The 25,053-nt window shown below is 46.5% G+C and carries 22 protein-coding genes; 8 read left to right on the forward strand and 14 right to left on the reverse strand.

Features of this window, described 5'->3' with window-relative positions:
* Nucleotides 1-23 precede the first annotated feature (23 nt).
* The gene (locus tag MKY28_RS10230) at nucleotides 24-638 is read left to right on the forward strand and encodes a TetR/AcrR family transcriptional regulator (protein WP_338706095.1); all 615 of its coding nucleotides are present in this window, start codon (nucleotides 24-26) and stop codon (nucleotides 636-638) included.
* 25 nt (nucleotides 639-663) lie between these two features.
* Here MKY28_RS10230 and MKY28_RS10235 read toward each other — a convergent pair whose 3' ends face one another.
* Nucleotides 664-2,733, reverse strand: a complete 2,070-nt coding sequence (locus MKY28_RS10235; protein ID WP_340935874.1) for a helix-turn-helix domain-containing protein — start codon at nucleotides 2,731-2,733, stop codon at nucleotides 664-666.
* Between the two features lie 146 nt (nucleotides 2,734-2,879).
* Here MKY28_RS10235 and MKY28_RS10240 point away from each other — a divergent pair, with 146 nt between their 5' ends.
* The 4 genes from MKY28_RS10240 to sdaAA all read left to right on the forward strand — a co-directional run bounded on the left by MKY28_RS10240 (nucleotide 2,880) and on the right by sdaAA (nucleotide 7,256).
* Entirely contained in the window at nucleotides 2,880-4,124 is a 1,245-nt protein-coding gene (locus MKY28_RS10240; RefSeq protein WP_340935876.1) for an MFS transporter, read from the forward strand.
* A gap of 94 nt (nucleotides 4,125-4,218) precedes the next feature.
* Entirely contained in the window at nucleotides 4,219-5,661 is a 1,443-nt protein-coding gene (locus tag MKY28_RS10245) for a M20 family metallopeptidase (RefSeq protein ID WP_340935877.1), read from the forward strand.
* Between the two features lie 4 nt (nucleotides 5,662-5,665).
* Nucleotides 5,666-6,334, forward strand: a complete 669-nt coding sequence (gene sdaAB / locus MKY28_RS10250) for an L-serine ammonia-lyase, iron-sulfur-dependent subunit beta (protein WP_340935878.1) — start codon at nucleotides 5,666-5,668, stop codon at nucleotides 6,332-6,334.
* Between the two features lie 46 nt (nucleotides 6,335-6,380).
* A complete protein-coding gene (gene sdaAA / locus MKY28_RS10255) occupies nucleotides 6,381-7,256 on the forward strand; it encodes an L-serine ammonia-lyase, iron-sulfur-dependent, subunit alpha (protein ID WP_340029358.1) in 876 nt (291 codons plus the stop codon).
* A 114-nt stretch (nucleotides 7,257-7,370) separates the two neighbouring features.
* On the opposite strand, the gene MKY28_RS10260 is transcribed toward sdaAA, so the two are convergent.
* Complete coding sequence (locus MKY28_RS10260; protein ID WP_340935879.1) at nucleotides 7,371-8,102, reverse strand: hypothetical protein; 732 nt, start codon at nucleotides 8,100-8,102, stop codon at nucleotides 7,371-7,373.
* Nucleotides 8,103-8,143: 41 nt separating this feature from the next.
* Complete coding sequence (locus MKY28_RS10265) at nucleotides 8,144-8,443, reverse strand: immunity 53 family protein (RefSeq protein WP_036671426.1); 300 nt, start codon at nucleotides 8,441-8,443, stop codon at nucleotides 8,144-8,146.
* Nucleotides 8,444-8,619: 176 nt separating this feature from the next.
* Here MKY28_RS10265 and MKY28_RS10270 point away from each other — a divergent pair, with 176 nt between their 5' ends.
* The gene (locus MKY28_RS10270; RefSeq protein WP_036671424.1) at nucleotides 8,620-8,979 is read left to right on the forward strand and encodes a DUF3221 domain-containing protein; all 360 of its coding nucleotides are present in this window, start codon (nucleotides 8,620-8,622) and stop codon (nucleotides 8,977-8,979) included.
* A gap of 220 nt (nucleotides 8,980-9,199) precedes the next feature.
* On the opposite strand, the gene MKY28_RS10275 is transcribed toward MKY28_RS10270, so the two are convergent.
* From MKY28_RS10275 to MKY28_RS10305, 7 genes are all read right to left on the reverse strand, one after another.
* Complete coding sequence (locus MKY28_RS10275) at nucleotides 9,200-10,471, reverse strand: alpha/beta hydrolase (RefSeq protein WP_051449766.1); 1,272 nt, start codon at nucleotides 10,469-10,471, stop codon at nucleotides 9,200-9,202.
* A 115-nt stretch (nucleotides 10,472-10,586) separates the two neighbouring features.
* The gene (locus MKY28_RS10280) at nucleotides 10,587-11,234 is read right to left on the reverse strand and encodes a response regulator (protein WP_036615473.1); all 648 of its coding nucleotides are present in this window, start codon (nucleotides 11,232-11,234) and stop codon (nucleotides 10,587-10,589) included.
* Nucleotides 11,231-12,454 carry a sensor histidine kinase gene (locus MKY28_RS10285; protein WP_036671421.1) on the reverse strand — a complete coding sequence of 408 codons (1,224 nt, stop codon included), beginning with the start codon at nucleotides 12,452-12,454 and terminating at the stop codon, nucleotides 11,231-11,233. Before MKY28_RS10285 ends, MKY28_RS10280 begins: the two co-directional genes overlap by 4 nt.
* 272 nt (nucleotides 12,455-12,726) lie before the next feature.
* Nucleotides 12,727-14,343 (reverse strand): glycoside hydrolase family 43 protein, encoded by a 1,617-nt coding sequence (locus MKY28_RS10290; RefSeq protein ID WP_340030403.1) that lies wholly within the window; start codon nucleotides 14,341-14,343, stop codon nucleotides 12,727-12,729.
* 62 nt (nucleotides 14,344-14,405) lie between these two features.
* Entirely contained in the window at nucleotides 14,406-16,382 is a 1,977-nt protein-coding gene (locus MKY28_RS10295; protein WP_340935880.1) for a YjhG/YagF family D-xylonate dehydratase, read from the reverse strand.
* A gap of 16 nt (nucleotides 16,383-16,398) precedes the next feature.
* Entirely contained in the window at nucleotides 16,399-17,865 is a 1,467-nt protein-coding gene (gene gucD, locus MKY28_RS10300; protein ID WP_036671416.1) for an alpha-ketoglutaric semialdehyde dehydrogenase GucD, read from the reverse strand.
* Nucleotides 17,866-17,886: 21 nt separating this feature from the next.
* Nucleotides 17,887-18,762, reverse strand: coding sequence for a fumarylacetoacetate hydrolase family protein (locus MKY28_RS10305; protein ID WP_036671413.1), 876 nt, complete (start codon nucleotides 18,760-18,762; stop codon nucleotides 17,887-17,889).
* A 216-nt stretch (nucleotides 18,763-18,978) separates the two neighbouring features.
* Here MKY28_RS10305 and MKY28_RS10310 point away from each other — a divergent pair, with 216 nt between their 5' ends.
* A complete protein-coding gene (locus MKY28_RS10310) occupies nucleotides 18,979-19,893 on the forward strand; it encodes an AraC family transcriptional regulator (RefSeq protein WP_036671411.1) in 915 nt (304 codons plus the stop codon).
* Nucleotides 19,894-20,015: 122 nt separating this feature from the next.
* Here the strand turns inward: MKY28_RS10310 and MKY28_RS10315 are convergent, their stop codons facing one another.
* Complete coding sequence (locus MKY28_RS10315) at nucleotides 20,016-21,437, reverse strand: family 43 glycosylhydrolase (RefSeq protein WP_340030402.1); 1,422 nt, start codon at nucleotides 21,435-21,437, stop codon at nucleotides 20,016-20,018.
* A gap of 135 nt (nucleotides 21,438-21,572) precedes the next feature.
* Here MKY28_RS10315 and MKY28_RS10320 point away from each other — a divergent pair, with 135 nt between their 5' ends.
* Entirely contained in the window at nucleotides 21,573-22,382 is an 810-nt protein-coding gene (locus MKY28_RS10320; RefSeq protein ID WP_340030401.1) for a helix-turn-helix transcriptional regulator, read from the forward strand.
* 195 nt (nucleotides 22,383-22,577) lie between these two features.
* Here MKY28_RS10320 and MKY28_RS10325 read toward each other — a convergent pair whose 3' ends face one another.
* The 3 genes from MKY28_RS10325 to MKY28_RS10335 form a co-directional block, all read right to left on the reverse strand.
* Nucleotides 22,578-22,844, reverse strand: coding sequence for an ROK family protein (locus tag MKY28_RS10325; RefSeq protein WP_340935881.1), 267 nt, complete (start codon nucleotides 22,842-22,844; stop codon nucleotides 22,578-22,580).
* Nucleotides 22,845-22,977: 133 nt separating this feature from the next.
* Nucleotides 22,978-23,931 carry an alpha/beta hydrolase gene (locus MKY28_RS10330; protein WP_338706087.1) on the reverse strand — a complete coding sequence of 318 codons (954 nt, stop codon included), beginning with the start codon at nucleotides 23,929-23,931 and terminating at the stop codon, nucleotides 22,978-22,980.
* 56 nt (nucleotides 23,932-23,987) lie between these two features.
* A complete protein-coding gene (locus tag MKY28_RS10335; RefSeq protein WP_036671403.1) occupies nucleotides 23,988-25,040 on the reverse strand; it encodes an LLM class flavin-dependent oxidoreductase in 1,053 nt (350 codons plus the stop codon).
* Nucleotides 25,041-25,053: the final 13 nt, after the last annotated feature.

A 25,053-nucleotide genomic window follows, 5' to 3' on the forward strand; every position in this document is an offset into this window, starting at 1 on the left:
TATATTTATAGGAGTTTTTTTGAATGAATAATGAACTTATTGTGACATCTCAACATCGTAATCGAACCAAGGAGCACCTAAAAACTGCTCTGATTCAGCTCATTAAGAAAAAAGGATTCCATGGTGTTTCTGTCAAAGACATCGTTGATCAGGCGGGTTATAATCGCAGCACGTTTTATTTACACTACCAGGATAAATATATTCTCGCCGAAGAGTTGTTAATTATGACACTCGAAGGATTGAGGGGCGCAGTAGGCAAACCTTATTGGCACGGTCAAAAGGTTTCAACAAACAAGCTGGATGCCGAATCTTTTCAAATCGTGGATTATATCTACGAACACCGTGACTTCTTCGAGTTGATTCAATACGATGATACGTTACCCGGTTTACATACAGGCTTTCCACAAACCATACTCAAAATCTATCAGGAGCAATTTGTCTTTGAGACGATCAACAACTCCCCAGTGAACATGGACTATTTCAAGTACTATACCGCCTACGGTTTTTTTGGACTACTAAACAATTGGATATTAAGCGGATATCGTGAATCACGCGAGGCATTTATCAAAAACGTGATTGAACTCACCAAAACGCATATTCACTCTTTTCATTATGTCGGTAACACGTTTGAATCATGATCTCGAGTAAGTTGATTTGTGAACATCACGATGAACGATATGTCTGCCTTAGATAACAGGCTAGTTGCAGATGGAGCAGATGCTCCTGATTACTCAGGGACATGCCCAGAATCTCTTCGATTTTATGAATACGCTGATACAAAGTATTGATATGAATATGAAGTGCTGCCGCAGCTTGGACCGCAGAACCTCCACACGCCATATACGTCATCAGTGTTTCTTCTAGCCCACCGGTCTGCCCTTTGGCAGGCCTCAGCGGCTCGAATACCTCTGACATAAACGCATTCAAATCCTCAACCGGCTGCCGGATAAACAACCGGTTAACACCAATATCCGTATATCGGATCGTCCCCTGTTCTCCTCTTGTCTTCTGGTATGCAAGCGCCTTGTCCGCTTCCTGGTATCCCGTATTAATGGCATCGACTCCAGACCGCACGGAACTTAATCCCCCCAACAATTTCACATGATTTCGATGTTCCCACTCCGGCAGCAATGCGCTGAACTGTTGTTCCAGTTTGCCTGGCTTGTGCGACTCGTTCAGCATAAGCAGTACTGTAATTCGTCTTTCATTGCCAAACGCAATGGGCAGCGCTCCTGTTGGCATTTTCTCTCTTAGATAAGCTACCAATTGAACAGACAACGCGCTAAGCGTAGAAGGGTTGACCCACTCAGCAAACTCCAGCAGTCCCACCACGATGGAGGTTGAAGGAATGATTCCAATTTCCCCGGACTTCTGCCAATAATCCTCTGAATCCTGACTGAGCCTCAAATCGTTGAAAAATTGCTGTGTTTTCTTAAAATAAAATTCGGCCAGGGACTGTTTGCGCATTAATTCCAGGGCTAGAATAGAGCTTCCCTGCTCCAGCGCAATCAATTGCAGTGGTTCAAGCTTTGTATTCATCTGGATAATGAGATAACCAAGGCACTGATTGGCTGAAGCGATTGGATACAGATATTGATACGATCGGTCGGCTTCTCCCTCGATACACGTCAGATAATCCGGATGATGCAAGGATTCGTACAAGCTACGAAGACTTTCTGCATTCCAGCCATTCATGATTTTGCTGCGTTTCGGAATCCATTCGTTGTCGATAAAATCCACAAAGGTCATCGGTACGCCAATAACACGTGCCAATTCGTTAACAATAGATACCGCACCCTTATTTTGTAGGGAAAGCCGCATAAGCGAGGAGTGAATCTCATCCCGCTTCATGAGTGTCGCGTTCTGTTTGCTCAGATTCTCGTACAGTTTGGCATTTGTAATCGCAATCGAAACCTGATCCGCAAAGCTTTGCAGCAGTCGCACATCCGACTCCGTGAATAGCGGGACTCTTCCTTTTTGATAAACGATTAACACACAATCCGATTGGCCTTCCACCTTGATAGGCACCGAAATGATTGAACCTATATTTTGAAAATTGTACGCCGAATTCAGATGATATTTGTTGTCCAATGTCATATTGCCAAAGTCGTCTTCTACTGTAGATAAACCGTTGTAGAGCTTTGGTGTACCTCGCTTAAAGGTGTTCCCGATGATCCCTTCACCTGGCTTCAGTTTCATCCTCAGCATGCCTTCACCCATCTCCCCTGCTCTTGCCTTGACCGTCAACGCGTCGATCGCAGGGTCATACCTCCACAACACACCTATGCACTCATAAGCGATAACGGATAGTGCACTTACCAAAATCCGTCCAAGCAACTCGTTCAGATCCAGAAGTTGAGTCACATCCCTAATGCTGTTCATGATTTCATTCAAGGCTCGTTCATTCTTGCTTGCCACAGCTTCCGAATAGTATGGGTAAAGCAAAGACGACAGTGTGACTAAATCTTCCGCAGAAAACTCCCACTTCTTAAATACCCGGATAGCCACACATATATTGTTATTGTATGGAAGAAAAACTAACATCTTTTCTTCTGATTCCCGTTCTACTTTGGGATGTTGCAGTGGAAGCTGCTCCGCAAAACAAGGCGGTGTACTTTCTCTTCTGCCTATCGCTTCGATCAGTACCCAATCCGCCCAGTTACTGCTGATCCACACCTCATAATCACAGTTCCCCAAGCGTTCTTGCAGGATTTTATGTAAGATTCCATTCAACGCAGCCGCCTCCTGTCAATGTAGGTTTTCACATCATGATTCAGATAATTATACAGAGATATACATTGTCTTGGAACCCCTACATCATGTAACTTTAAAGCAACACAGAAATTTAGTTAACATTCGATGATAAAGAAGGTAACGCGATGTCTAAAATCATGCATAGTAAACACTTCAAGTACATTGTTCTCACTCTCTTGTTTCTCGGCTGGTGTCTTGGCAACCTGGATCGTTTCGTCATCAACTATGCCATTGTAGGCATTACTCAGGATCTGGGCCTAGGAGCTTCCGCACAAGGAATTATCCTCAGCAGCTTTTTTCTCGGATATGCCATTATGCAAATTCCAGGCGGAGCACTCGCCGACCGTTTCGGTTATCGGAAAGTTATTCTCGTTTCCTTATTCTCCTGGTCTGTGTTCACTATTCTGACGGGTTCAGCCTGGTCGCTGTTCTCTCTCATCTTTGTTCGTTTCCTGTTTGGGATCGGAGAAGGCAGCTTCTTCCCTTCCGGTTCCAAAGCGATTGCCACAAACTTTCCCATTAATCAGCGCAGTGGAGCCATGTCCATTATGCTGTCATCCGCAGCCATTATGGGGGTAATTACTCCGATTCTTACCGGACACGCCCTTGTAACCATTGGCTGGCGCAACCTGTTCTATATCATTGGTGCGGTAGGGATCCTCATCACAGCCTTGATGTTCTTTTTATTAAAAGAACCCGCCAAGCCTGCACTTGCGACCTCCGGCTCGGGCCAACAACCCAAAACATCACTGAAAACCGTCCTGAAGACGCCCATGATCTGGAATTTGTTCATCAGCTACTTCAGCATTTATGCAGTGAACTGGGGGCTTCAATCCTGGATGCCGACGTACATGGTCAATGTCCGGGGATTGGATATGACTCAAATGGGATTGCTCGCCGCCATTCCGGCTTTGGTCAGCATTTTCACCATGATTCTCAGCGGATATGTGCTTGACCGTATCCCGGCAGGCAAAGATCGAATTATCGCTTCTGTGTTCGGTGTACTTGTGGCCTTGTTCCTGTATCTGATGGGCTCCGCGGGTAGCATCACCACATTCATTACGTACATGACAATCGTTACGGCAATGGCCGGATTTATCTCAACACTGATCATTTCGAAGTCCCTTAAAACGATGCCCGAATCTGTCGTCGCAACAGCCAATGGATTCATTAACACAGGAGCTCAGCTTGCAGGTTTTCTGACTCCGATGCTGATCGGATTCCTGGTTGAAGCTTCCGGGGGATCTTATGCCACCGCCTTTGTGATGCTGATCGCTTTCGCTCTGATCTGCTCCATTACCCTGATGTTCTCTCGTCGTTCGAATTCGGATCAGGATAACACAACTGAGATGCAAGCAAAAGCTGTATAAACACAAGAGTTTGCCGCCATATGTTACTTCGACATTTAGTTCATGTTCAATACGACAATACAACCATTTTAACGAATAAGAGGTGCTATGAATTATGACTACAACTGTAGATTTGACTCAATTTATCTCGGAAGCCATTGAAGGAAAACGCGATAGGTTCACCAATGCCAGTGACCGAATCTGGGGGTTTGCAGAGACACGTTTCGATGAATTTCAATCAGCAGAGCTGCTTATGGGGATGCTGGAATCCGAAGGTTTCACGATTGAGAAAGGTGTGGCAGGATTGGAAACCGGGTTTATCGCTTCCTATGGTTCGGGGTTGCCCGTTATTGCTCTATTGGGCGAATACGATGCCTTGGCTGATCTCAGCCAGGAAGCCGGAATCAGCACATATCAACCTCTTCAGCCGCGTGGAAACGGTCATGGATGCGGGCATAATCTGCTCGGCATTGGTGCAATGGCTGCTGCAGTAGCGGTCAAAGACTATCTTCAGGAACATCCGGAAACCCCGGGAACGGTGCGCTTTTACGGATGTCCCGCCGAGGAAAGTGGATATGGTAAAACCTATCTGGCTCGCGAAGGTTATTTTAGAGATGTAGATGCTGCTCTCTCCTGGCATCCGCATTCCTTAAATGCCGTTATGCACGGAAGCTCCAATGCTGTCATTCACGGTACATTTACCTTTAAAGGCATTAGTGCTCATGCTGCTGCCGCTCCTCACCTGGGACGTAGTGCTCTCGATGCAGTTGAGCTGATGAATATCGGTTCGAACTATATGCGTGAACATATGATTGATCAGGCCAGAATTCATTATGCGATCACGAACTCAGGCGGCTTGGCTCCCAATGTAGTGCAAGCGGAAGCCGAGGTCACTTATCTCGTTCGAGCTCCCGAGAGCACACAGGTACGCAGTCTGTTTGAACGTCTTGTGAAAGTGGCCGAAGGGGCTGCCCTGATGACCGAAACAACGATGGACTTTAAATATGAAGGCGCCTGCGCCAACCTGATTCCGAACAGTACACTTGAAAAAATAATGCATCAACATCTCGTTGCCTTCGGCGCACCTGAGTATGAAGAGGATGAATACAACTATGCCAAAGCGATCTATGAGACGCTGCCCCTACAGAACCAACAGGAAGCTGGCGCGTTAGTTGGCCCTGAGCTTGCGCCACTTTTGGCTGAACGCCCCCTACCTAACTTTATAGCTCCGTATTCGGATGAGCGGGAAACGTTCATGGGTGGTTCAACCGATGTAGCAGATGTCAGCTGGAATGTGCCGACAGCACAGTGTATCACGACAACGATGGCCTTTGGCACGCCGCTTCACGCATGGCAAACCGTTGCTCAGGGCAAGAGCAGCTTTGCTCACAAAGGCATGTTACTCGCAGCTAAGGCGATGGCGGCTACGGCCATTGAATCCATTTTACATCCAGAGATCGTCAAGGAAGCACAACAGGAATTGCTGGACAGACTCGGTGGGGAAGCTTACGACTGTCTCGTTCCGGCAGATGTGCAACCTCCGAAACGGGGAGAATAAAACAGTGAGGTTCAAAGACGTATTTTCTATTATCGGTCCAGCCATGGTTGGACCTTCAAGCTCCCATACCGCTGGAGCAGCACGGATTGGACGGACGGCTAGACATCTGTTCGGGGAATGTCCTTCACATGCGGAGATCCTCATGTTTGGTTCTTTTGCCGCAACGTACAAAGGACATGGAACCGACACCGCCATTGTCGGCGGTCTGCTCGACATGGACACGGATGACCCCGGACTACCTGATGCATTTGCCCATGCAGATACTGCCGGTATGGAAATCATCATCCGTCCAGGGACAGGTCTGTACCCTCATCCGAACACGGCCGAGATTGTATTAACCAACGCTGCGGGAAATCGCACATTGAATATGGTAGGCACGTCGATCGGCGGAGGGAATATCGAAATCGTCCGGATCAACGGCTACAACCTCAAGTTGACGGCGCTCTACCCTACACTCATCATCCGTCATAGCGATGAACCGGGTGTCATTGCTGTCGTCACTCGGTTGCTCGTAGATAATCGCATTAATATTGGACACATGTCTGTGGATCGAAAGAACAGGCGCGGCGAAGCCATGATGGTATTAGAATGTGATGGCAAGATGGATCCTGTCGTGGTCCGCCAGATTGAGGTGCTCCCGGAAGTCCATGATGTCACTCTACTCTGTCCATAGCATAAATATCTGACTTCAGCTCTCTCAAAAAAAGGAGTTAACACCAATGAATTTCCGAACGTTAAAACAACTTGCTGAACTGGCGGAGACCCGCAACCTCACCCTCGGCCAGCTTATGCTGGAAGAACAATGTCAAGAGTCGGGCGAAGACAAGAACGTGGTCTTCAGCCAAATGCATGAGTATTACGAAATTATGAAAAGTGCGGTTCATCAAGGTCTTCACACCGATACAACTTCCAAAAGCGGCTTGACTGGAGGAGATGCTCGTAAGCTGATGGCCTACCGTACAGGTGGACAGTCCCTACTCGGCGATCATGCCAGTCTGTCGATGAGTTACGCACTTGCGGTGTCCGAGGTCAACGCCTCGATGGGCCGAATTATTGCTACACCGACAGCGGGTTCCTGTGGCATTATTCCTGGGGTTTTTATCAGTAGCCAAGAGCGGTTTGGATGGACTGATGAACAGATGGTCTACGGCCTGTTTGCCTCTGGAGCCATTGGTTACGTCATTGCTAACAATTCGTTCATTTCTGGCGCGGAAGGCGGCTGTCAGGCGGAAGTGGGTTCTGCCATCGGGATGGCAGCCGGGGCTTTGGTGGATATCCGGGGTGGGTCCCCTTCTCAGTCTATCCACGCCGTTGGACTTGCTTTGAAAAACACACTGGGCCTGATCTGTGATCCGGTAGCTGGCTTGGTCGAGATACCTTGCATTGTGCGCAATGGCTTTGGCGCAATTACGGCTCTCGGAGCTGCCGATATGGCTCTAGCCGGAGTACGCAGCATCATCCCTTCGGATGAGGTTGTACAAGTCATGCTAGAGGTTGGATCAGCCATGCCTGAATCTCTTCGCGAAACAGCCGGTGGCGGCCTCGCCCAGACACCAACGGGACGCAAAATCACAAGGGATTTACAGCATAAATAAAAAAAACGGGCATGTCATTTATACGAGAGGAATAAAATCCTCAAGATAAATGCATGCCTAATAATAAAAGAGACCATGACACCAGCTGGACAATGTTTTCTAGAGGCAAAATAATTAATGTTCTAGGGTTGCAGAAAATTTTTCAGTGCCTGTTTTATTAATTAAAGCAACTTCAAACTCAGATACCCATGTAAGTTCACCTAGATGTCTATCATAGGCAAATTCATCTGGTTGTTCTGATATGACCTTCTCTACAAGTACTTGCGTACCATCACGTTGTAAAATAGATAGGAATATATCCATGCTATCTACATTATGATGACAAATGACTCTAGCATTGTACTTTTTATTAGGGCTCTTCACGTCTTTTTTCCAAGTCCATTCATTTACATAATCTAACTCCTCTATTTGCAAAGCTATCTCCCTAAATGGATCAATATCCCAATTATTACGTAGAGCAAGTTTCTCTATGCCTTCCATTAGCAGGCGAAGCGTAGCCTTTTTTTTCTCCAACTCATTTTTTGCACTAAAGTCATTCAAACTAAATTGGATCGGTACCGAACACACACCAGAATCGTTACCAATCCGTTCATCCGTAATGTTTTCTACACACTCTATTAGGACTTTCCAACAATCTTTCGTTTTGTATTTCCCCAACAGACGTTCATACATCGCTGTAATACAGCGAGTTTCCAAACTAAAAGAGCGTCTTTTCCATTTCCAATTCAACGCATAATCTAATTTTGTTGCTTCGTTGTACTCACATTTTTGTTTTTTCATTATAGATTCAATATTTTCATCATCTACAATATACGGTAAATCCAAATTGAGTTCTTTTAGATACATCTGGTTCTCTCCTTAGATTACTCCCGATGGTTAGTGCATTATTAACTTCTATCCAAACTTGAAGCCCAATTTTTGAAGCAATTAAGCATTTCTTCTAAATTTTTTGCTCCCCCTGCACTGTGAAACACTCCATCTCTCACGATACAGTAGAACCAATCTTCTTCATTTCTCTCTTCTTCAATCGAATCAAATGGCACATCTTCTAAATAGGTATCCGTCAAATCGATTTCGACAGACCAACCAGGATTATCCACCGTATCAATTCGCACACCGTATGAATGCTCCCAATCACCGTCACAGTTTTCATAATACCAGCTTTGAATCCATTTTAGGATATCCATCATCGTGACCTCTTTTTTTGTTTTTTCTACTCTAGGGACTTATTATTTAAAGGAATTCTCATGCCATGTTGCATACTTTTTTCGTATGAATTACCTTATAGTAATAATTTGCTTTTTTTACGTAGGGTATACTTAAAAACAAGGGGAAAACTTTATTTCAAATCAAGGAGGTCATTATGAAAAAAATAATATTGTTTATCTTCATTAGTATGATTATACTTTCGGGCTGTTCTAACAAGGATGAGAAAGAGAATTATCCAGTTTTCAAGGGCACTGTAGTATTTAAAACAGATGAAAATGACAAGTACAAATTCCTTGTTCTTCAAAATGTAAGTAAGGAAGACCTGGAGAATGGAAATCTTGAGGATTTTATAGAATTAGCACAAGACCAGGAAGCTTCGTATTATTTGGTCAATAGAGAAACATATGAAACAATTGAGGTAGGGCAAAGAGTAAGAATTACTACTGGCTTTGACCAACTAGAACCCTCGCCACCCATTAGAACGGTTGTGAGTATTGAACAAATCAATGATTAAAACTTATTAAATATGAACTATTTTAAGTTATGTATCATTCTCTCATTCGAAATATATTTCCCCAAATGATAAAAAGACCTTAACGTTTTAAAGCAAAAGTAAGGTCTCTTTATCATTTTAATTTCAAGATCAGAGTTGAATCACGTGCAGTTAAATCCGACCACCCGGTTCTCTCCTTTTATTACGCGATAAACCCTCCCGAAATTCAGGCAAATCAATACTAAGGCTTTTGAGGTTTTTTAATCATCTCTACGCCGTCAAAGGTAAGGCTATCAATATCCGCATCCTTTTTCAACATATATTTATCAAAGAACGCCTTTGTATAAGAAGTGATAATGTTGCGCTGTTCCATCGCGTCCCGGGTTCCTCTGGATGCTTTATCCGTAGTTGTAAACAAGGAATCGGAGAAGTCACCATGGACTACATTATCAATAATGGCAAAGTAGGTGTCCTTGCTGTTGGATTCAAGAAGAAATGCATTCGTATTATAGGCAAGTACAGTGCTGAGCTGCATGAAGGGTTTCTTAAAATGACTATCCAAGGCACCTAACATATTACCGTCAAGGTTTACAGCGCCGACAAATCGGTCATCGTCACGGCTAACAATTGCCGCTGTCGTTCCTCCAAAAGAATGTCCGAACACACCCATACCGAGATCAAGCTGCAATCTGCCTTTAAACATAGATTCCATGTCACCTGTATTCATTTTGTACAAGTTATCTGCAACATATCGAATATCCTCGCTCTGTAAAACGGCATAGTTAGCAAACTTGACTGCTTCAGGCGCGGAAGTTAATTTGCGAGCAATCTCAATAGCTTCTTCTTCCTCAAGCTTCTCTGTCACAATTTCAGGTGGGGTTAGGGTGGCCGCTTCCATTCCGTATTTCGTTACTTCGTCCATAAATTTCTCTGACATACCCATCGTTCGTCCATCTTTAAGTTTGTACACGCCACTTTCGGCATGGCCGATGGATACCACAATATAGCCGGCGCTTGCCAGGTCTTGTGCGAACAAAGTGCCTTGCTGTGGGTAAGCGCCTGCGCCATGAACAAAGAATAAAACCGGATATTGTTTTTCCTTTTCAGACAAGGCCAGATCGTCGTAAGACCATGTCTTGAAATTGGAATCAAAAAGCTGCTCACCACCCGCGGTGCCCCCTAATCTAACCAAAAGCTCATCCCTCAGTGAATGAAACTCCGGAAATGCATACTCTGCCGTTGGTTTGCCCTCATTGCTGTCGGACGGATAGAAAAATAATGCTGTCAGTTCTCTTTCTGATTGGTCTGATGCTGTGTACTTGAAGTCCATCTGTGTACGCCCGACCGTATAACTTCCCATTGGTTTCGGAAACTCATTCTGTGCGGAAGCAACGTTATTTTCAGGTTTCGGAATTTCCTCCTGTGTTGAAGTCCCGCTATTAGTGATGCTGCAAGCGGAGAGCATGGTCAGTGAGAGAACAGTTGCTAGAATCGTTGTCAGTCTTTTTTTCATCATTTCTCCTCCAATTTGTATTCATGCAACTATCATAAACGGATGAGAAAAATAAAAAATCGTACAAAAGGGCAAGACCCAAGTGTACGATCGGGCAAATCTATGAAATGTTTGATTATAAATGCAATATTCCACGCTCTACGGCGACGGCGACGGCCTGCGACCTCGAATCCACACCCAATTTATTGTAAATACTCGTTAAATGAGTCTTTACAGTCCGTTCGGATATGCCCATATCAAAGCCGATCTCTTTACTTCGAGAGCCACGGGCAATTGCTTGAAGCACGATCAGCTCTTTGTCTGTAAGAGATATCCTCGCGGAGGATGACTCTTTCGCCTTTTCTGATGTCTTGTGAGCAAATACTTTCTCGCTGATCTCCGGAAGTAGCAACGTTTCCCCCCGCATCGCTGCATCAATCGAGCGAAATATCATCTCTCTTCCCGTGTCCTTTAGCAAATACCCTTTAGCACCTAAAGCCAGCCCGCGGATCATCATTTCATCCTCGTTATATGTAGTCAAAATAATGATCGGTATATCCATTCCTTTAGCTCTGAGCGCTGTCATGGTATCCAGGCCGCCCATTTCAGGCATGTTTAAATCCAATAGAATTATGTCCGGATTGTAAGTATCTACCCGTCGAATCGCTTCCTTACCGTTAGATGCTTCTGCAATTACCTCGTACCTTTGATTGGTTTCCAGGATCAGCTTAAGTCCCTCCCGAACGACGAAATGGTCGTCCACGATAAGAATCTTGATAGTCATGCGTTGGTTTCCTCCTGCTGTAATGGGATGCGAACAGAAACTTGGGTTCCTTGCTTTCCGCTTTCAATTTCGATCTCCCCGTCCATAATTCGAGTTCGTTCATATAAACCAATTAAACCATAACTACCGGATTGTCTCTCGATGAGGTTGGTATCGAACCCTATTCCGTCATCCGTTATGTTTAGCTCGACTTCCTTTTCCCGTGCAGCAACCACGATTTCTACATTCGTAGCATTAGCATATTTAGCTGTATTGGCCAAGCATTCTCGGATGATATGTAAGCTATGTTCGAAGATCAACTTCGGCACCACCAGATGGGGCATCGATAACCGAGTGACAACACGAATCCCTGTTATATGTGAGAAATGTTCAGCCTCTTCCTTCACTGCTTTAGAAATATCTATGACCTCTGCAGAATACGAACGCAAGTCGTCAATTGCGCTTCTCGCTTCTGAAAGCGTGCGCTTTGCTTGGGCTTTTGACAACTGAACAATCTCGTGGGCACGATGGTTATTATCATTTTCTAAATGCGCATCCACGGCATCAAGCTGCATGATAAGACCTGCCAGCCCTTGTGCAAGGGTATCATGTAAATCACGGGCCATCCTTTGACGTTCATTGGCAATCGTTAGCTCCTCCACTTTCCTGTGCGCTCGTTCCAATTCACGTAAAAACGACTGGGTCCGCAATTTGGCACGAACTTGTTTATAGAACAAAGCAGCATAGCCGATTACGAAAAACATGATGAAGAAGAGCGATGGTACTGTAGATGGCAAATCCTCGGTAGTCCCGAGCCAAACCAGGGAGGCAGAAAACAAGGTACAGTAAAAGGTACATACCAGAAGCACCTTCATCCGTTGAGCGTATACGCCAATACTCTGACCGGCCAAAGCCGTCAATAGACTTACAAAAATGAGAGAATGAGCATTAGGCATGAATAACGCACACCCCCAGACAATACATCCTTGTGTCACAAAATAAATCCAGGGTCTTCGATCGACAACGTATCCTGCATACCAATGCAGCAGAACGTGAACCAGAATGAGAGCTGTAAACATCATAAATTCAAACCATGTGGGCAACATCGGTAGCTGGGAGTACAATGCAGAAAAATAAATCAGAATACCCCAGATCAAAGCAGGCAGACGAGAATCACGCAGAACATTTTGAATATCAGATCGGGAGCTTGTATACGGTTTGTCTTTCGAATAATCACTCATGCTTGATCACCTCTATCAAGTACTATCTCAAAACAATCTCTCTAAACACAAAAAAAACGGTACATTACTGTACCGATCTTTGACTCACTCCATCTATGTTAATGTACGAAGTGTCTCGAAGTCCAGCCCCAGCAGAATCGTCACAATTCCACGCAGCCTTACCGCCCCGCACTATCCCATCATCCATTTCTTCTGTGAGCATGTATTCCTCTATTCTGCTGCTATACTACCCAATTTCATTTCATGGTCCTCTGCTCCTTCCAAAAAGACCATCACATGTTTTCCAATACACCAGCTACATGCTTTGTTTCTTTATATTTAAAGTAATCAAAATCGGCATGTTTTCGGGTTCCACCTAGATCCTGCACACAAAGACCGATATAAGTTCCCGTAAACCGGATATACTCTGGAGATTCATCGGACAGATGTGTGATATCAACCCACCCGCCTGCAGTATTCCAGGATGAATCAGTATTTAACGCATAATAAAAGCGGGCGCGATCTTGATCCACCACAACCTTTAAACGGAGCGTGCTCACCAACTCTAGCGGAATATCCTCCAGCAGTTCGTCGTATACCCCGTATTTGGACTGAATGATCCCCAGGCAGAGCCCTTTCTCCTCATGATAAGTTACACGTAAGTAGAGATAGTCCTGGGTATCGTAGTACAAAATCAATCCAGCCATTTGCTGTGGATGGTCCGGCGCAAATTCCAGACACGTCTCGGCTTCACACTTCAAGGCCTGAAGTCTCCGTGCGATCATGCTTTGCCTGTGCGTTGAACTCATCGACTCCATGCCGTGCAATCGTATGTAACCGGGACGTTCCGTCAAGCTGAGCCAAGTCGAATCGGGTGGAATGCGAAGTGTATTCCAATCATGCCGAAGCTCAAAGTGATCAAAGTCATCCATTTCAGCAATCGGCTCAAACGGATGGGACTGGATCATCGGTGCAGGCACCTGAACCTCCGGATATCGGTCACCGCTCGCAAGTCTCAGCCAGCCGTCCTCACTCCACGTACATGGCTGAAGTGCGGTCTCACGTCCAAGAATGCAATATTTGTGCTGAACGGGTCGTCCGACCAGATGAGCCATGTACCATTCGCCGGTATGCGTTTCGACCAGACTACCGTGGCCTGCCTTTTGCAGAGCTAAATCCGGTCTGCCGTATGAAGTGAGGATCGGATTGGCAGGATCGACCTCATAAGGACCTTGTAACGTACGGGAACGTGCTGAGGTAACCGCATGCTCATAACCGGTTCCACCTTCAGCCGTAATGAGATAATAATAGTCCTTGTGTTTATACAGGTGGGGTGCTTCGGTGAGGCCTAATTCTGTTCCCTTAAATATGTTCATGGCCGGTCCGATCAGCTTATGTTCCTGGACGGAATATTCCTGAAGAACGATGCCTGCAAACCGATTTTTGCCCTTACGGTGATCCCATATCATATTGACCAGCCACTTACGCCCGTCTTCATCATGAAACAGGGAAGGATCAAAACCGCTGCTGTTCAGATACACCGGATCGGACCAAGGGCCCTCGATATCCGTTGCTGTCACAAGGTAATTATGGGTATCTTTAAAAGCGCCTACCCGGCTTTTGACATCGGTGTAGATCAGGTAAAACACACCGTTGTTGTAACTAAGACAGGGTGCCCATACGCCTCCGGAATTAATGTTGCCCTCCATGTTCAACTGCGTTACACGAGTCAGCGGAGAAGCGATGGGCCGCCAATGAACCAGATCCCGGGAATGGTGAATTCGTACACCAGGGAACCATTCAAAGGTGGAAGTGGCGATATAATAATCCTCCCCTGCTCGGCAGATGGACGGATCGGGATGGAAACCGGGCAGGATGGGATTGGTGATCATTTTCTGGATCTTATTCATGGAAGAAACCTCCGGTATGAAAGTAATGATCTGTACAACAGCAGATTCACGAAAGGTAGATATCAGTACCAGCCTAGCGCTTTTTTGCCGGCTTCCAGGGCGGTTACGATCCGCTCTACATCATATACATTCCCTCTCCAAGTCCCACCGCTGACCGATTGCAATGCAGCCCAGAGCTTTGTATCATCCGGCAAAGCTTCATCAGGTCTCATATCCGGGTGGAAGGGCCTTTGTGCCAGGATGAGAGCGCCTTCTTCCGGTGAAAACTCCAGATCGCCTTCTCCGACAAAGTTAACGCTGCCCTCCAGCGTGTTACGATCAACCGCGATGTCAATCAGGTCTCCGTTCCGCAGCTTGCCAATCGGTCCGCCTGCCAGCGCTTCGGGGCCAACATGACCAATACACGCTCCGGTGGAAACACCGGAGAACCGGGCATCCGTAATCAGTGACACGTATTTGCCAAAAGGCAAATGTTTAAGCGCAGATGTAAGCTGGTACGTCTCCTCCATTCCGGTTCCCGATGGACCTCGCCCAAGAAGCACAACAACGTCTCCAGCCAGAATACCTCCGGTCTTAATCGCATGGATCGCCTCACGTTCAGTGGTAAAAACCTTTGCTCTTCCACAATGACGATATACGCCATGTTCATCCAATACAGCAGGATCAATAGAGGTGGATTTGATGACTGAACCTTCCGGAGCGATATTCCCGGTTGGAAATGTTACGGTCGATGAGATTCCAAGCCGCTGAGCGTGTTCTACACTCATGATGACACTGTCTGGATCGATGCCGTCCTGCTCTTTTAACTGCTTCCGCATGAGATGACGGCGTTCCGACGATTCCCACCAGTCCAGTACCTGACCCAATGAAGTACCTGTAACCGTTGGTACAGACTCATCTAACAGACCAAGCTGTCTGAGGTGTAGCATGACCTCCGGTACACCTCCTGCCTGAAAGACACGTATGGTCGGATAAAAGATCGGTCCGTTTGGTAGGGCGCTAACCAGCCTTGGAACATTTTTGTTGACCTGTATCCAGTCCTGTACCGCGGGTATGGTTAAACCGGCGGCATGGGCAATCGCCGGTATGTGAAGAAGCAGATTGGTCGATCCGCCAAACGCGGCATGAACGGTCATCGCATTGCGAATGGATGCATCGGTGACAATGTCTGCCATCCGCATCCCCTGTGACTCCATATGGATGAGTGCACGTGACGATTGGCGCGCCATTTCAAACCAGATGGGCTGCCCGGAAGGTGCAAGCGCGGCATGTGGCACTGTCATACCCAGTGCCTCTGCTACAACCTGGGCCGTAGCCGCGGTACCTAGAAACTGACAGCCTCCTCCCGGTGTAGCACAAGCTCGACATCCTAAATCCGAAGCCATTTCCAGAGAAAGTTCCCCGTTGACGTACCGTGCACCGATGGTCTGAATTTTACCGGCATCCTCTCCATCGGTAGGCGGAAGTGTGACGCCACCGGGAACGATTACACTAGGCAATTGCGGCATGCCGGCAAGTGCGAGCATCATCGCTGGAAGGCCTTTGTCACAAGTGGCCACACCAAGCACGCCTTTACGTGTTGGCAGCGAGCGAATCAGTCTGCGAAATACCATAGCGGCATCGTTCCGGTACGGAAGCGAGTCAAACATGCCGGTTGTCCCCTGTGATCTACCGTCACACGGATCGCTGACATATCCAGCAAACGGGATTCCTCCCCGGCTTGACAGTTCTTCTGCGGCAGCCTTCATCAGCAGGCCGACCTCCCAGTGGCCCGTATGGTAACCGAGTGCTGCCGGGCTGCCGTCTTCATTGCGTATGCCACCTTGTGTACTCAAGATCAGAAATTGTTTTCCGTTCAATTCCCCGGGCTTCCAGCCCATTCCAACATTCTGGGACATGCCGAACAAGTCGCCGCTTGGAGCATTCCGCAGCAAATCATCCGTTAAAGGCAGACGTCCGGTAGCCCCTGGAGCATGTGCTATGATATCGAAGCAGTTGGACGCGGTCTCTCCCATAATCGACGTAATTTGTTCGTACATGATAGCCTCCCACAGTTTATGACTTCACAAAGACCGTTTTGATGGCCGTGAAAAACTCGATAGCCGCTTGCCCCTGTTCTCTGGAGTGTGAACTTGACATCTTCATTCCGCCAAACGGAGCCTGCAGCTCTACGCCGGCTGTTTCTGCATTAATTCTGACCAGTCCTGCATCCATGTCCCGGATGAAAGACAACATGGCTCCGACGTTCTGTGTATAGATGGAAGCACTCAAGCCATAATCGCTATCATTAGCCGCTTCGATGGCTTCCTCCAGGGAATCTACCGCAATCAAGGCCAGAACCGGGCCAAAGATTTCTTCCCGGGCGATGGACATATGGGATTCGACCCCTTCAAATACGGTCGGCTGCACATAGAATCCCTCTTCTAGTCCCGGACCGTCCCCTCTTTTTCCACCAGTGAGCAGAACGGCACCTTCATCTTGGCCTTTTTGAATATAACTCAGCACGGTATTGAGCTGTCCTTCGCTTGCACATGGACCCATCCAGCTTCCAGAAGACATGCCGTCACCCAGCCGAATTTCCTGGATTTGCGAAAGCAGCTTTTCTTTGAAGGCATCGTATACTTTTCGTTCAATAATGACCTTGCTGGTGGCCGTACATTTTTGCCCGGTCGATTTCAACCCACCGCTGATCGTGGCTTCCACAGCCAAATCCAGGTCGGCGTCAGCCGCGATAATAATCGGGTTTTTCCCACCCATTTCAAGTTGATACTTGGCCCCACGTGCCAGTGCTGCGCCGCCGACCCGTTTGCCCACTTCATTAGAGCCTGTGAACGTTATTCCGCCCACATCCGGATGCTCAGCAAGTGCAGATCCGATCACTGAGCCTCTGCCGCATACCAGATTAAGAACACCTGCCGGAATGCCCGCCTCTTCAAAACATTCCATTACTTTAGCCGCAGTGACCGCAGTTTCCTGAGCAGGCTTCAACACAACCGTATTACCGTAGATCAAGGCCGGAGCCGTTTTCCAAATCGGAATGGCTACTGGGAAATTCCAAGGAGCAATAACCCCAACAACGCCAAGGGGTACGCGGGTCGTAAACATCAGCGCTTCGCTGTCCGTTGATGGAATGACATCACCGGTTTTTCGCATGCCTTCTCCAGCGTAATACCTTAAGATCGCGACACCGCGCAGTGTCTCTCCTTTGGCTTCTGGGAGTGTTTTGCCCATTTCCCTGGTCATCGCCTCTGCAACCTCATCGGCCCGGCGTTCCAACACATTGGCTGCCTGAAATAGATAGTTTCCGCGTTCCGCGCCCGATAACCTCCGCCAATCTTTTGCTGCTTCCTTCGCGGCTGCAACAGCCCGGTTCAGGTCCTCTACGCCTGAGGTGGGTACGTAGCCAACTACCTCCTTCCGATTCGCCGGGTTGATGCTCGGTTCGGTTTCACCGGACGTCGCCTTCACCCATTCTCCGTTAATGTAATTGCTGTATGTCTGCTCTACCTGAAATGTGGTCATCGCATTCATCCTCCTTGTACATTAGTTTGAAATGACTGGATTAATAAGTGTCCCGATATCGCTAATGGATATTTCAATGCGGTCCCCGGGTGCAAGTGTAAAATCATTAGGTGGCACAATGCTAGTTCCTGTCAATAACACCGTACCGTCAAACAGATCGTTATCTCTGGCCAGAAAAGAGACCAGTTCATCGAGTTTTCGGTTTAACTCACTTGTGCTTGCTTCGCTTTTGACAACTACTTCACCTTCGCGATATATCTCGCAGACGATGTTGAACGCATATGGATTTTGCACCGTTTCCGCTAGACGAATGGCTGGCCCTATCGAGCAGGAATTGCGCCACATTTTTGCTTGCGGTAGATACAGCGGATTCTCCCCTTCAATATCGCGGCAGCTCATGTCATTACCAACGATGTATCCCACAATGCTGCCATCCGCGGCAAGCACCAACCCCAGCTCAGGCTCCGGGATCTGCCAATTGGAATCGCTGCGAAGTGTGACAGCCTCATTGGGCCCGATGGTGCGGGCTGCTGTAGATTTAAAAAAGATCTCCGGCCTTTCGGCATCATAAACTTTATCGTAAAAGGTCTTTGCATCCAGCTTGCCTTCCGTCGCTTCATAATTTCGCGCTTCCCGGCTGCGCTGATAAGTCACACCCGCCGCCCATACTTCCGGAGCTTCCAATGGAGTGATTAGATGTAAGGAAGTCCAATCGTCAGTTAACTTGTTTAACGGTTTAAAAGCGCTTTCAACAAGTTGAACTGGAGAAACCCCCTGCTTTCTTGCTTGATAGATCAAAGTCATAAAATCTGCTTGTGGCAAACGATACGCTTGTTCATCATCCGTAACGGCTGCCAGCCACTTCTGTTGTCCGTCCAGAAATCGAATAATTCTCATTCAAGCTTGCCTCCATTTTTCCCCATCGGGTTGATAATACTACCATAGCACCCGCTATGGTACATGACGATGTTCTAATCACTCCGACGATTTACCCTTTTCACGCATTTTTTTCTGTTAAGATGAGGTTAGATCCATTAAACTAAAGATAATTTACGAGGACAATCCGATGACAGGATGTTGGTATATAGAATAGTACAAGGGGGTTGGTTTGCTGTGACCAAGCTTTCGGATGCTGTGTATTTAGGTCGTCTACCCGATGTTCGCATGTCTTTTCAATTATTGGGGCTGCATGCAAGAAAAGTAGATTCAAGCTGGACTTATCCGTCTCATGAACATTCAATGTATGAAGTGCACTGGATGATGGACGGGCAGATGAACATGGTTGTCAACGGGCAGTCTTATCGGCAGTCGGTTGGCGACCTTCTGTTCATCCGGCCTGGTATGACCCACTCTTGCACCGGAGCCGGACCGGAGGGGTTCACTTATTTTTCCGTGCATTTCAGCATACACGATACATCCTTTTGCAGAGAACTTAACCGTTGCAAAGACATCTATTATCCGGCAAATTCGAATTTGGCTCTGGGGCTTTCCCCTTCCCTGTCTACTTTGTATGGCCTGTCCACAGAGCATATGTCTAGCTCACTATCTTCCTCCAAACAAATGAAGGTACATGCCGCCGTGTTTGAACTGCTCGGTTCCCTGGTCGGTCAGTTATCTCAGCAAGCATCCGTTACGTTGTCGAGAAAAGAAACCATTGCCCATCAGATTGCTGAGCACATTGAGGATTCGGTAAGGTATATCCATCTTCACGGGGAAATTCAGGAGAGTGAGCGAACCTGGATTCAGGATATTGCCAAATCGCTGAGCATTAGCCCGTCACAGGTTAATCGTATATTTCGGCAGGTATACGGCATCGCTCCGCGTAAGTTTCTATCCGAAACCCTTCTGAACGAAGCGCAGCGGCTGTTAAAGCAAACCGACCTGAACATAGATCATATTGCGATGATGCTGGGGTATAAGACCAATGCGCATTTTAGCCGCCAATTCAAGCGGTGGACAGGCATCGCGCCAAGCGAATATCGTAGCCATTCGCAGCAGGCAGGAGAAGCCAACGTTGTGGATGACTAAAAGTTTAATCATAACCCCCCCAATTGTCTGAGCCGCATAGGCTGATCGGTCAACAAAACAGCTACTGGATGACCAGCAGCTGCTTTGTTTTGTCTGGATTGCTCAGATCATGTGTTTGAGGATTACGCTAAAATAAATGATGCAAGGCTTGCACTTCCAGAACCTCTGTACGTAAAATACAAAGCTTGTATACCATCTGGAATGGTCATCTCGACTGAATAGGGTTTCCAATGATTGGTGAAATGTACCGGGATTGTACCCAGGACAGGACCGTTCCATGCGGTTTTGACCTCAAATACCCCGTGACAATATCCCCGTACCTTGATTGAGACCTGGCGAATTCCTCGGCAATCAAAGTATTTAAAACCTGCCGTTGCGGATTCAACCATATTGGCGATATATCCGACCTCTTCATCACCGTCTCTACCATCCTGGGTGATCTTTGGAAAGCGGCTGTCCAGCCAGGCTCCTGCCCCGAAACCTCCAGTGTACTTCTGATCATCTTTGGTCAAAAGATTACATGCAAGATATGCGGGGTACTCGCCTTTTCCTTCAAGCGGTCTCCCACTTGGACCAGAGGAGGTCATTTCCACCTGAGGAATGCTGCCGTCCTCTTCAAAAGATATCTTCTCAATACAGCCCTGCCGGTTGAATGCGTCCCCATTGGTATGACGGTGATAGAAGACATACCAGTCTCCGTTGATCTCCACAATGCTGCCATGGTTATTGCCTCCATAATACATGGGTTTGTCAGCAGGTTTGTAGGAGTTGATATGGAGATCACAGTTGCTTACGATGACGCCCTGATATGTAAATCCTTTATTTGGAAATCGGCTGGTGGCATAACATAATTCATGCATAACGATGGAGGAATACACCAGATAGTAGGTATTACCTCTCTTCCGAATGGAAGGCGCCTCAAAAAATTCATGGCCCTCATAACCGCTGCCCTCACTGTAAGGCTCGCTTGGTGCTACGAATACAGGTTCTTCCACAATCGTCAGCATATCCGGACCTAGCATCGTGGCCATCGCGCCATGTCTTGATTGGTCTCCGGCCGCACAGAAGCCGGTATACAGATAAGTGTGCTGTCCTTCAGTCATCACGCCGGGATCGAACTGGGGCTCGTCCCCTTCTCTTTCGCCCAGACGAGTGCCGTCGTCATATTGTACATAACCATAGAATTCATATTTACCGGCAGGTGCATCACATACAGCCACCGAAACAACGGGTACCTTATCCAGCACATAATACAGATAATACCGCCCATCGGGACCTAGCGTAACATCTGGCGCATACAAACACATATGGCCATTCGGATTCAGCGGGTCATCTGTTTTTCGGTAGATCACCCCTTCATTTCTCCAATTCCCCAGGTCATTCACGGGTGCAGACCAGCATACATAATCGTTCAGACAGAAGGCATGTCCGTTAAAACGGTCATGTGAACCATACACATACACTCTTTCATTGAATACATAAGGCTCACTATCAGGTACGTACTCCCAGGATGGAAGATATGGGTTGAACCCCTGCTTGTTCATTCCAGCTACACTCCTCATATAATTGTAATAGTACATTCGTTCTATGAAATAAAGATAACTCTCGTATAATAGAAAATAGCTTAAGTAGTGTATGGGTTATTCTTTTCTACAACTTAAAGATAAAGGGGAAGAACCATGACATCTATTTTTTACGTTGAATGTGACGCGGTACATCAGAATCATTTTGTTTTTGATATCCCTGAAGGGCATGATGCCTGGTTATTAGTCATTACACAGACCCCTGCCCAGTTTTGGGTTAATGGACAACTTAAGGAATACCCGGCTCATTGTGCTGTACTTTTCAAACCGTATCAAAAAATATATTATCGGGCTTGTTCAGAGCGCTATATAAATGATTGGATTCGTTTTGAAAGTGATGAACCGTTTGTAACCGATACCTCCCTTCCGCCAGGCACACCTTTCCCGCTGGATGATCCGGAATACTGTCATAAGCTGTTCCAATTGCTTGTTGCAGAGCATTCTTTTCAGAACGATTACCGGGAATCATCCATCAATTGCCTGCTGCGAACCTTGTTCAATAAATTGCTTGAGTCTTGTGTCCAAGAGGATATTAGTCCTCAACACTATCCTCTGTTGAAGCTTCGAACGGCAATTCATAACCATCCCAGCCATCCTTGGACAATATCAGAAATGGCGAAGATCATAAACGTCAGTCCGGGGTACTTGCAGTTGATGTACAAGAAATCGTTTGGCCTCTCGTGTATGGAGGATGTTATTCATAGCAGAATACGTTTGGCCAAAGAATATCTTAGACATCATTTGTATACGGTTGCAGAGATTGCCGATCGATGCGGTTACCGTAATGTCGAGCATTTTTGCAGGCAGTTCAAACAAATGACCGGTTCCTCGCCTAAACAGTTTCATAAACGACGTGAAGGTGTCCCGGCTGACTTAACAGAGTTGGGATATAAATCTCACTTTTAAGGGGGATGTGCTTTAGATCAATGGAAAAATTCCCACTCTGTCCAATGGGCGTTTACATACTTTAGCCATTTAATCGGTATAAACGTCATCGAGGTTGTTAGCGTTCTCTGCTGTCATTTTAAGTTAAGGTTTTAGACTGTATGATGCAATGACATATTCTCAAGCATGATTGATCAATTATCATATTGTGATACCTTATAATGGCATCTTATTTTTTGCATATGCAGCCGCGCCGATCGTTCCTGCTTGCCCACCTAACTTTGCTTGTACGATAGGACATACACCGGATGAGAGATGCAATGCATGATTTTTAACCGTGTCACGTACTGTATTCAGCAAGCGGTCACCGGCTGCCGACATTCCTCCACCAACAATAATCACTTCTGGATTGAACAGATTGATTACATTGGAAAGACCAAATCCAAGAGTCTTCCTGATTGGAATCCTGCAGCTTAACCCCATTTCGAACTTTTTGGATTATTTATCTATACTTATGTCTCCAAACAAAAGAAGTCACTAATTTAGTGACTTCTTCTGACATAAAGTTTCCTATTATAAATTTTCTTTAACTTAAAAGGTTCTGATTCATCAATCCTTAATTAAGGGTTCTATTGGGATGAAGAGCACGAGCCATTGCATCCATATAACCCTTAACAGTACGTTGACTCACTTCTGTTTCTGGAGCAAGAATTTCGAAAAGGTGGAAGCAACCTGGATAGAGGTGAAATTCTACATCCACACCTGCTTGTGCTAATCGTGCCACATACTCCATCGTCTCGTCTCGGAATAGATCGAGCTGACCTACACAAGTATAGGCTGGTGGCAATCCGGCCAAGCTCTCTGCTCTCGAAGGTATTGCATAAGAAGAACTTCCACTGATATCGTTCTCCTCACCAAGGTACATATTCCAAGCAGCCACGTTGTCCGTTCGGTTCCAGATTGAACCCTCTTCTGTAATCTCATGACTAGATGGCGTGATGTTACGATTATCTAACATCGGATACAATGGCATTTGGAAGATAATAGACGGACCTCCTTTATCACGTGCCATCAGCGCGAGTGCTGCTGTCAGTCCTCCGCCACCGCTAGCACCGGCAATCGCAACCCGATTCACATCAATGCCAAGCATTGCTGCTTCCTCCGTCATCCATACCAATCCAGCATAACAATCTTCAATCCCCGCAGGATAAGGGTGCTCAGGAGCGAGCCTATAATCGACTGATACGACAATACATTCTGCTGTCTGAACAAAACGTTCGCACAATTTGTCGTCCATATCTGGATGTCCTAACACGTACCCACCCCCATGAATCCATAACATGGCTGGTAGTAAATCATTCGTTCGTTCGGCTGGCTCATAAATTTTGACCAGCATCTCACCTCCATCCCTCGGAATTTTCCGGCTAGTTGTGTTTACATGCTCTGATTTTTTCACCGATGCAGCCGATACTAAGTTTCTGCTCCACTCTAAATTTTTCTCCAATTCAAACCCTGGAAATTGTGAATATACCTCTCTTAATTCTGGTAATATACGTGTCTCAATACTCATGATAATTCCTCCAAATATAATAATGAATTCGTTCATTTATGTTTTTTAGTTAATCCTTATCTCATTTCAGCTTCCCACTTGGAAATTTCCTCTCGTACTCGCGGTGCAACCTCTTTACCGAGCAGTTCTATAGCCTGCATTACCAACTCATGTGGCATCGTGCTTAAGGGAACATACATCATGAAACGTGTAATTCCTACATGCTTGCGCAGATGAATAATTTTTTGAGCAACTGTTTCCGGATCCCCTACATACAACGCACCATCAGAGCTGCGGGCAGCGTCATAGCTGGAACGATCGTAATATGCCCACCCCCGCTCTTTGCCGAGTTTATTCATGCCGTACTGAGTGGACGGGAAAAAGAGTTCTGCGGCCTTTTCTGTATCTTCTGCAACAAATCCGATAGAATGTGAACCTACCCGAAGCTGTGATACATCATGACCAGCATGAGTTGCCGCCTTTTTATACAGTTCTACAAGTGGCGCAAATTTCGTTGGATTACCACCGATAATTGCCAGAACTAGTGGCAGACCTAGAATTCCAGCACGTATGGCAGACTCCTGAGTACCTCCGCTACCAATCCATACAGGTATAGAATTCTGAACAGGACGCGGGTATACCCCCAGATTATGTATCGCTGGTCGATGGCCTCCATTCCATGTTACTTTCTCGGATTCCCGTAATTTAAGAAGCAATTCAATGTTTTCATTAAATAAATCCTCGTAGTCATGCAGGTTATAACCAAACAGTGGAAAGGACTCAATGAAGGAACCTCGACCCGCTATAATCTCGGCACGTCCATTGGAGAGACCGTCAAGCGTGGCAAAATCCTGAAACACACGGACAGGATCTGCTGAAGATAGGACCGTCACAGCACTTGTCAATCGAATCCGTTTTGTGAGGGGCGCGGCAGCGGACAACACCATTGCTGGTGAAGATGCTGCATAATCATCACGATGATGCTCACCTATGCCAAACACATCAAGTCCTACCTGATCTGCAAGGACGATTTCTTCCACGACTTCTCGCAATCGCTGTGCGTGACTCATCACAACTCCGGTCTTAGTATCAGGCTTTGTTTCTACGAATGAAGTAACACCTATTTCCATAATTAATCTCTCC

Source organism: Paenibacillus sp. FSL R5-0473, from assembly GCF_038004565.1.
In the GTDB taxonomy this organism is placed as follows: Bacteria; Bacillota; Bacilli; order Paenibacillales; family Paenibacillaceae; genus Paenibacillus; species Paenibacillus amylolyticus.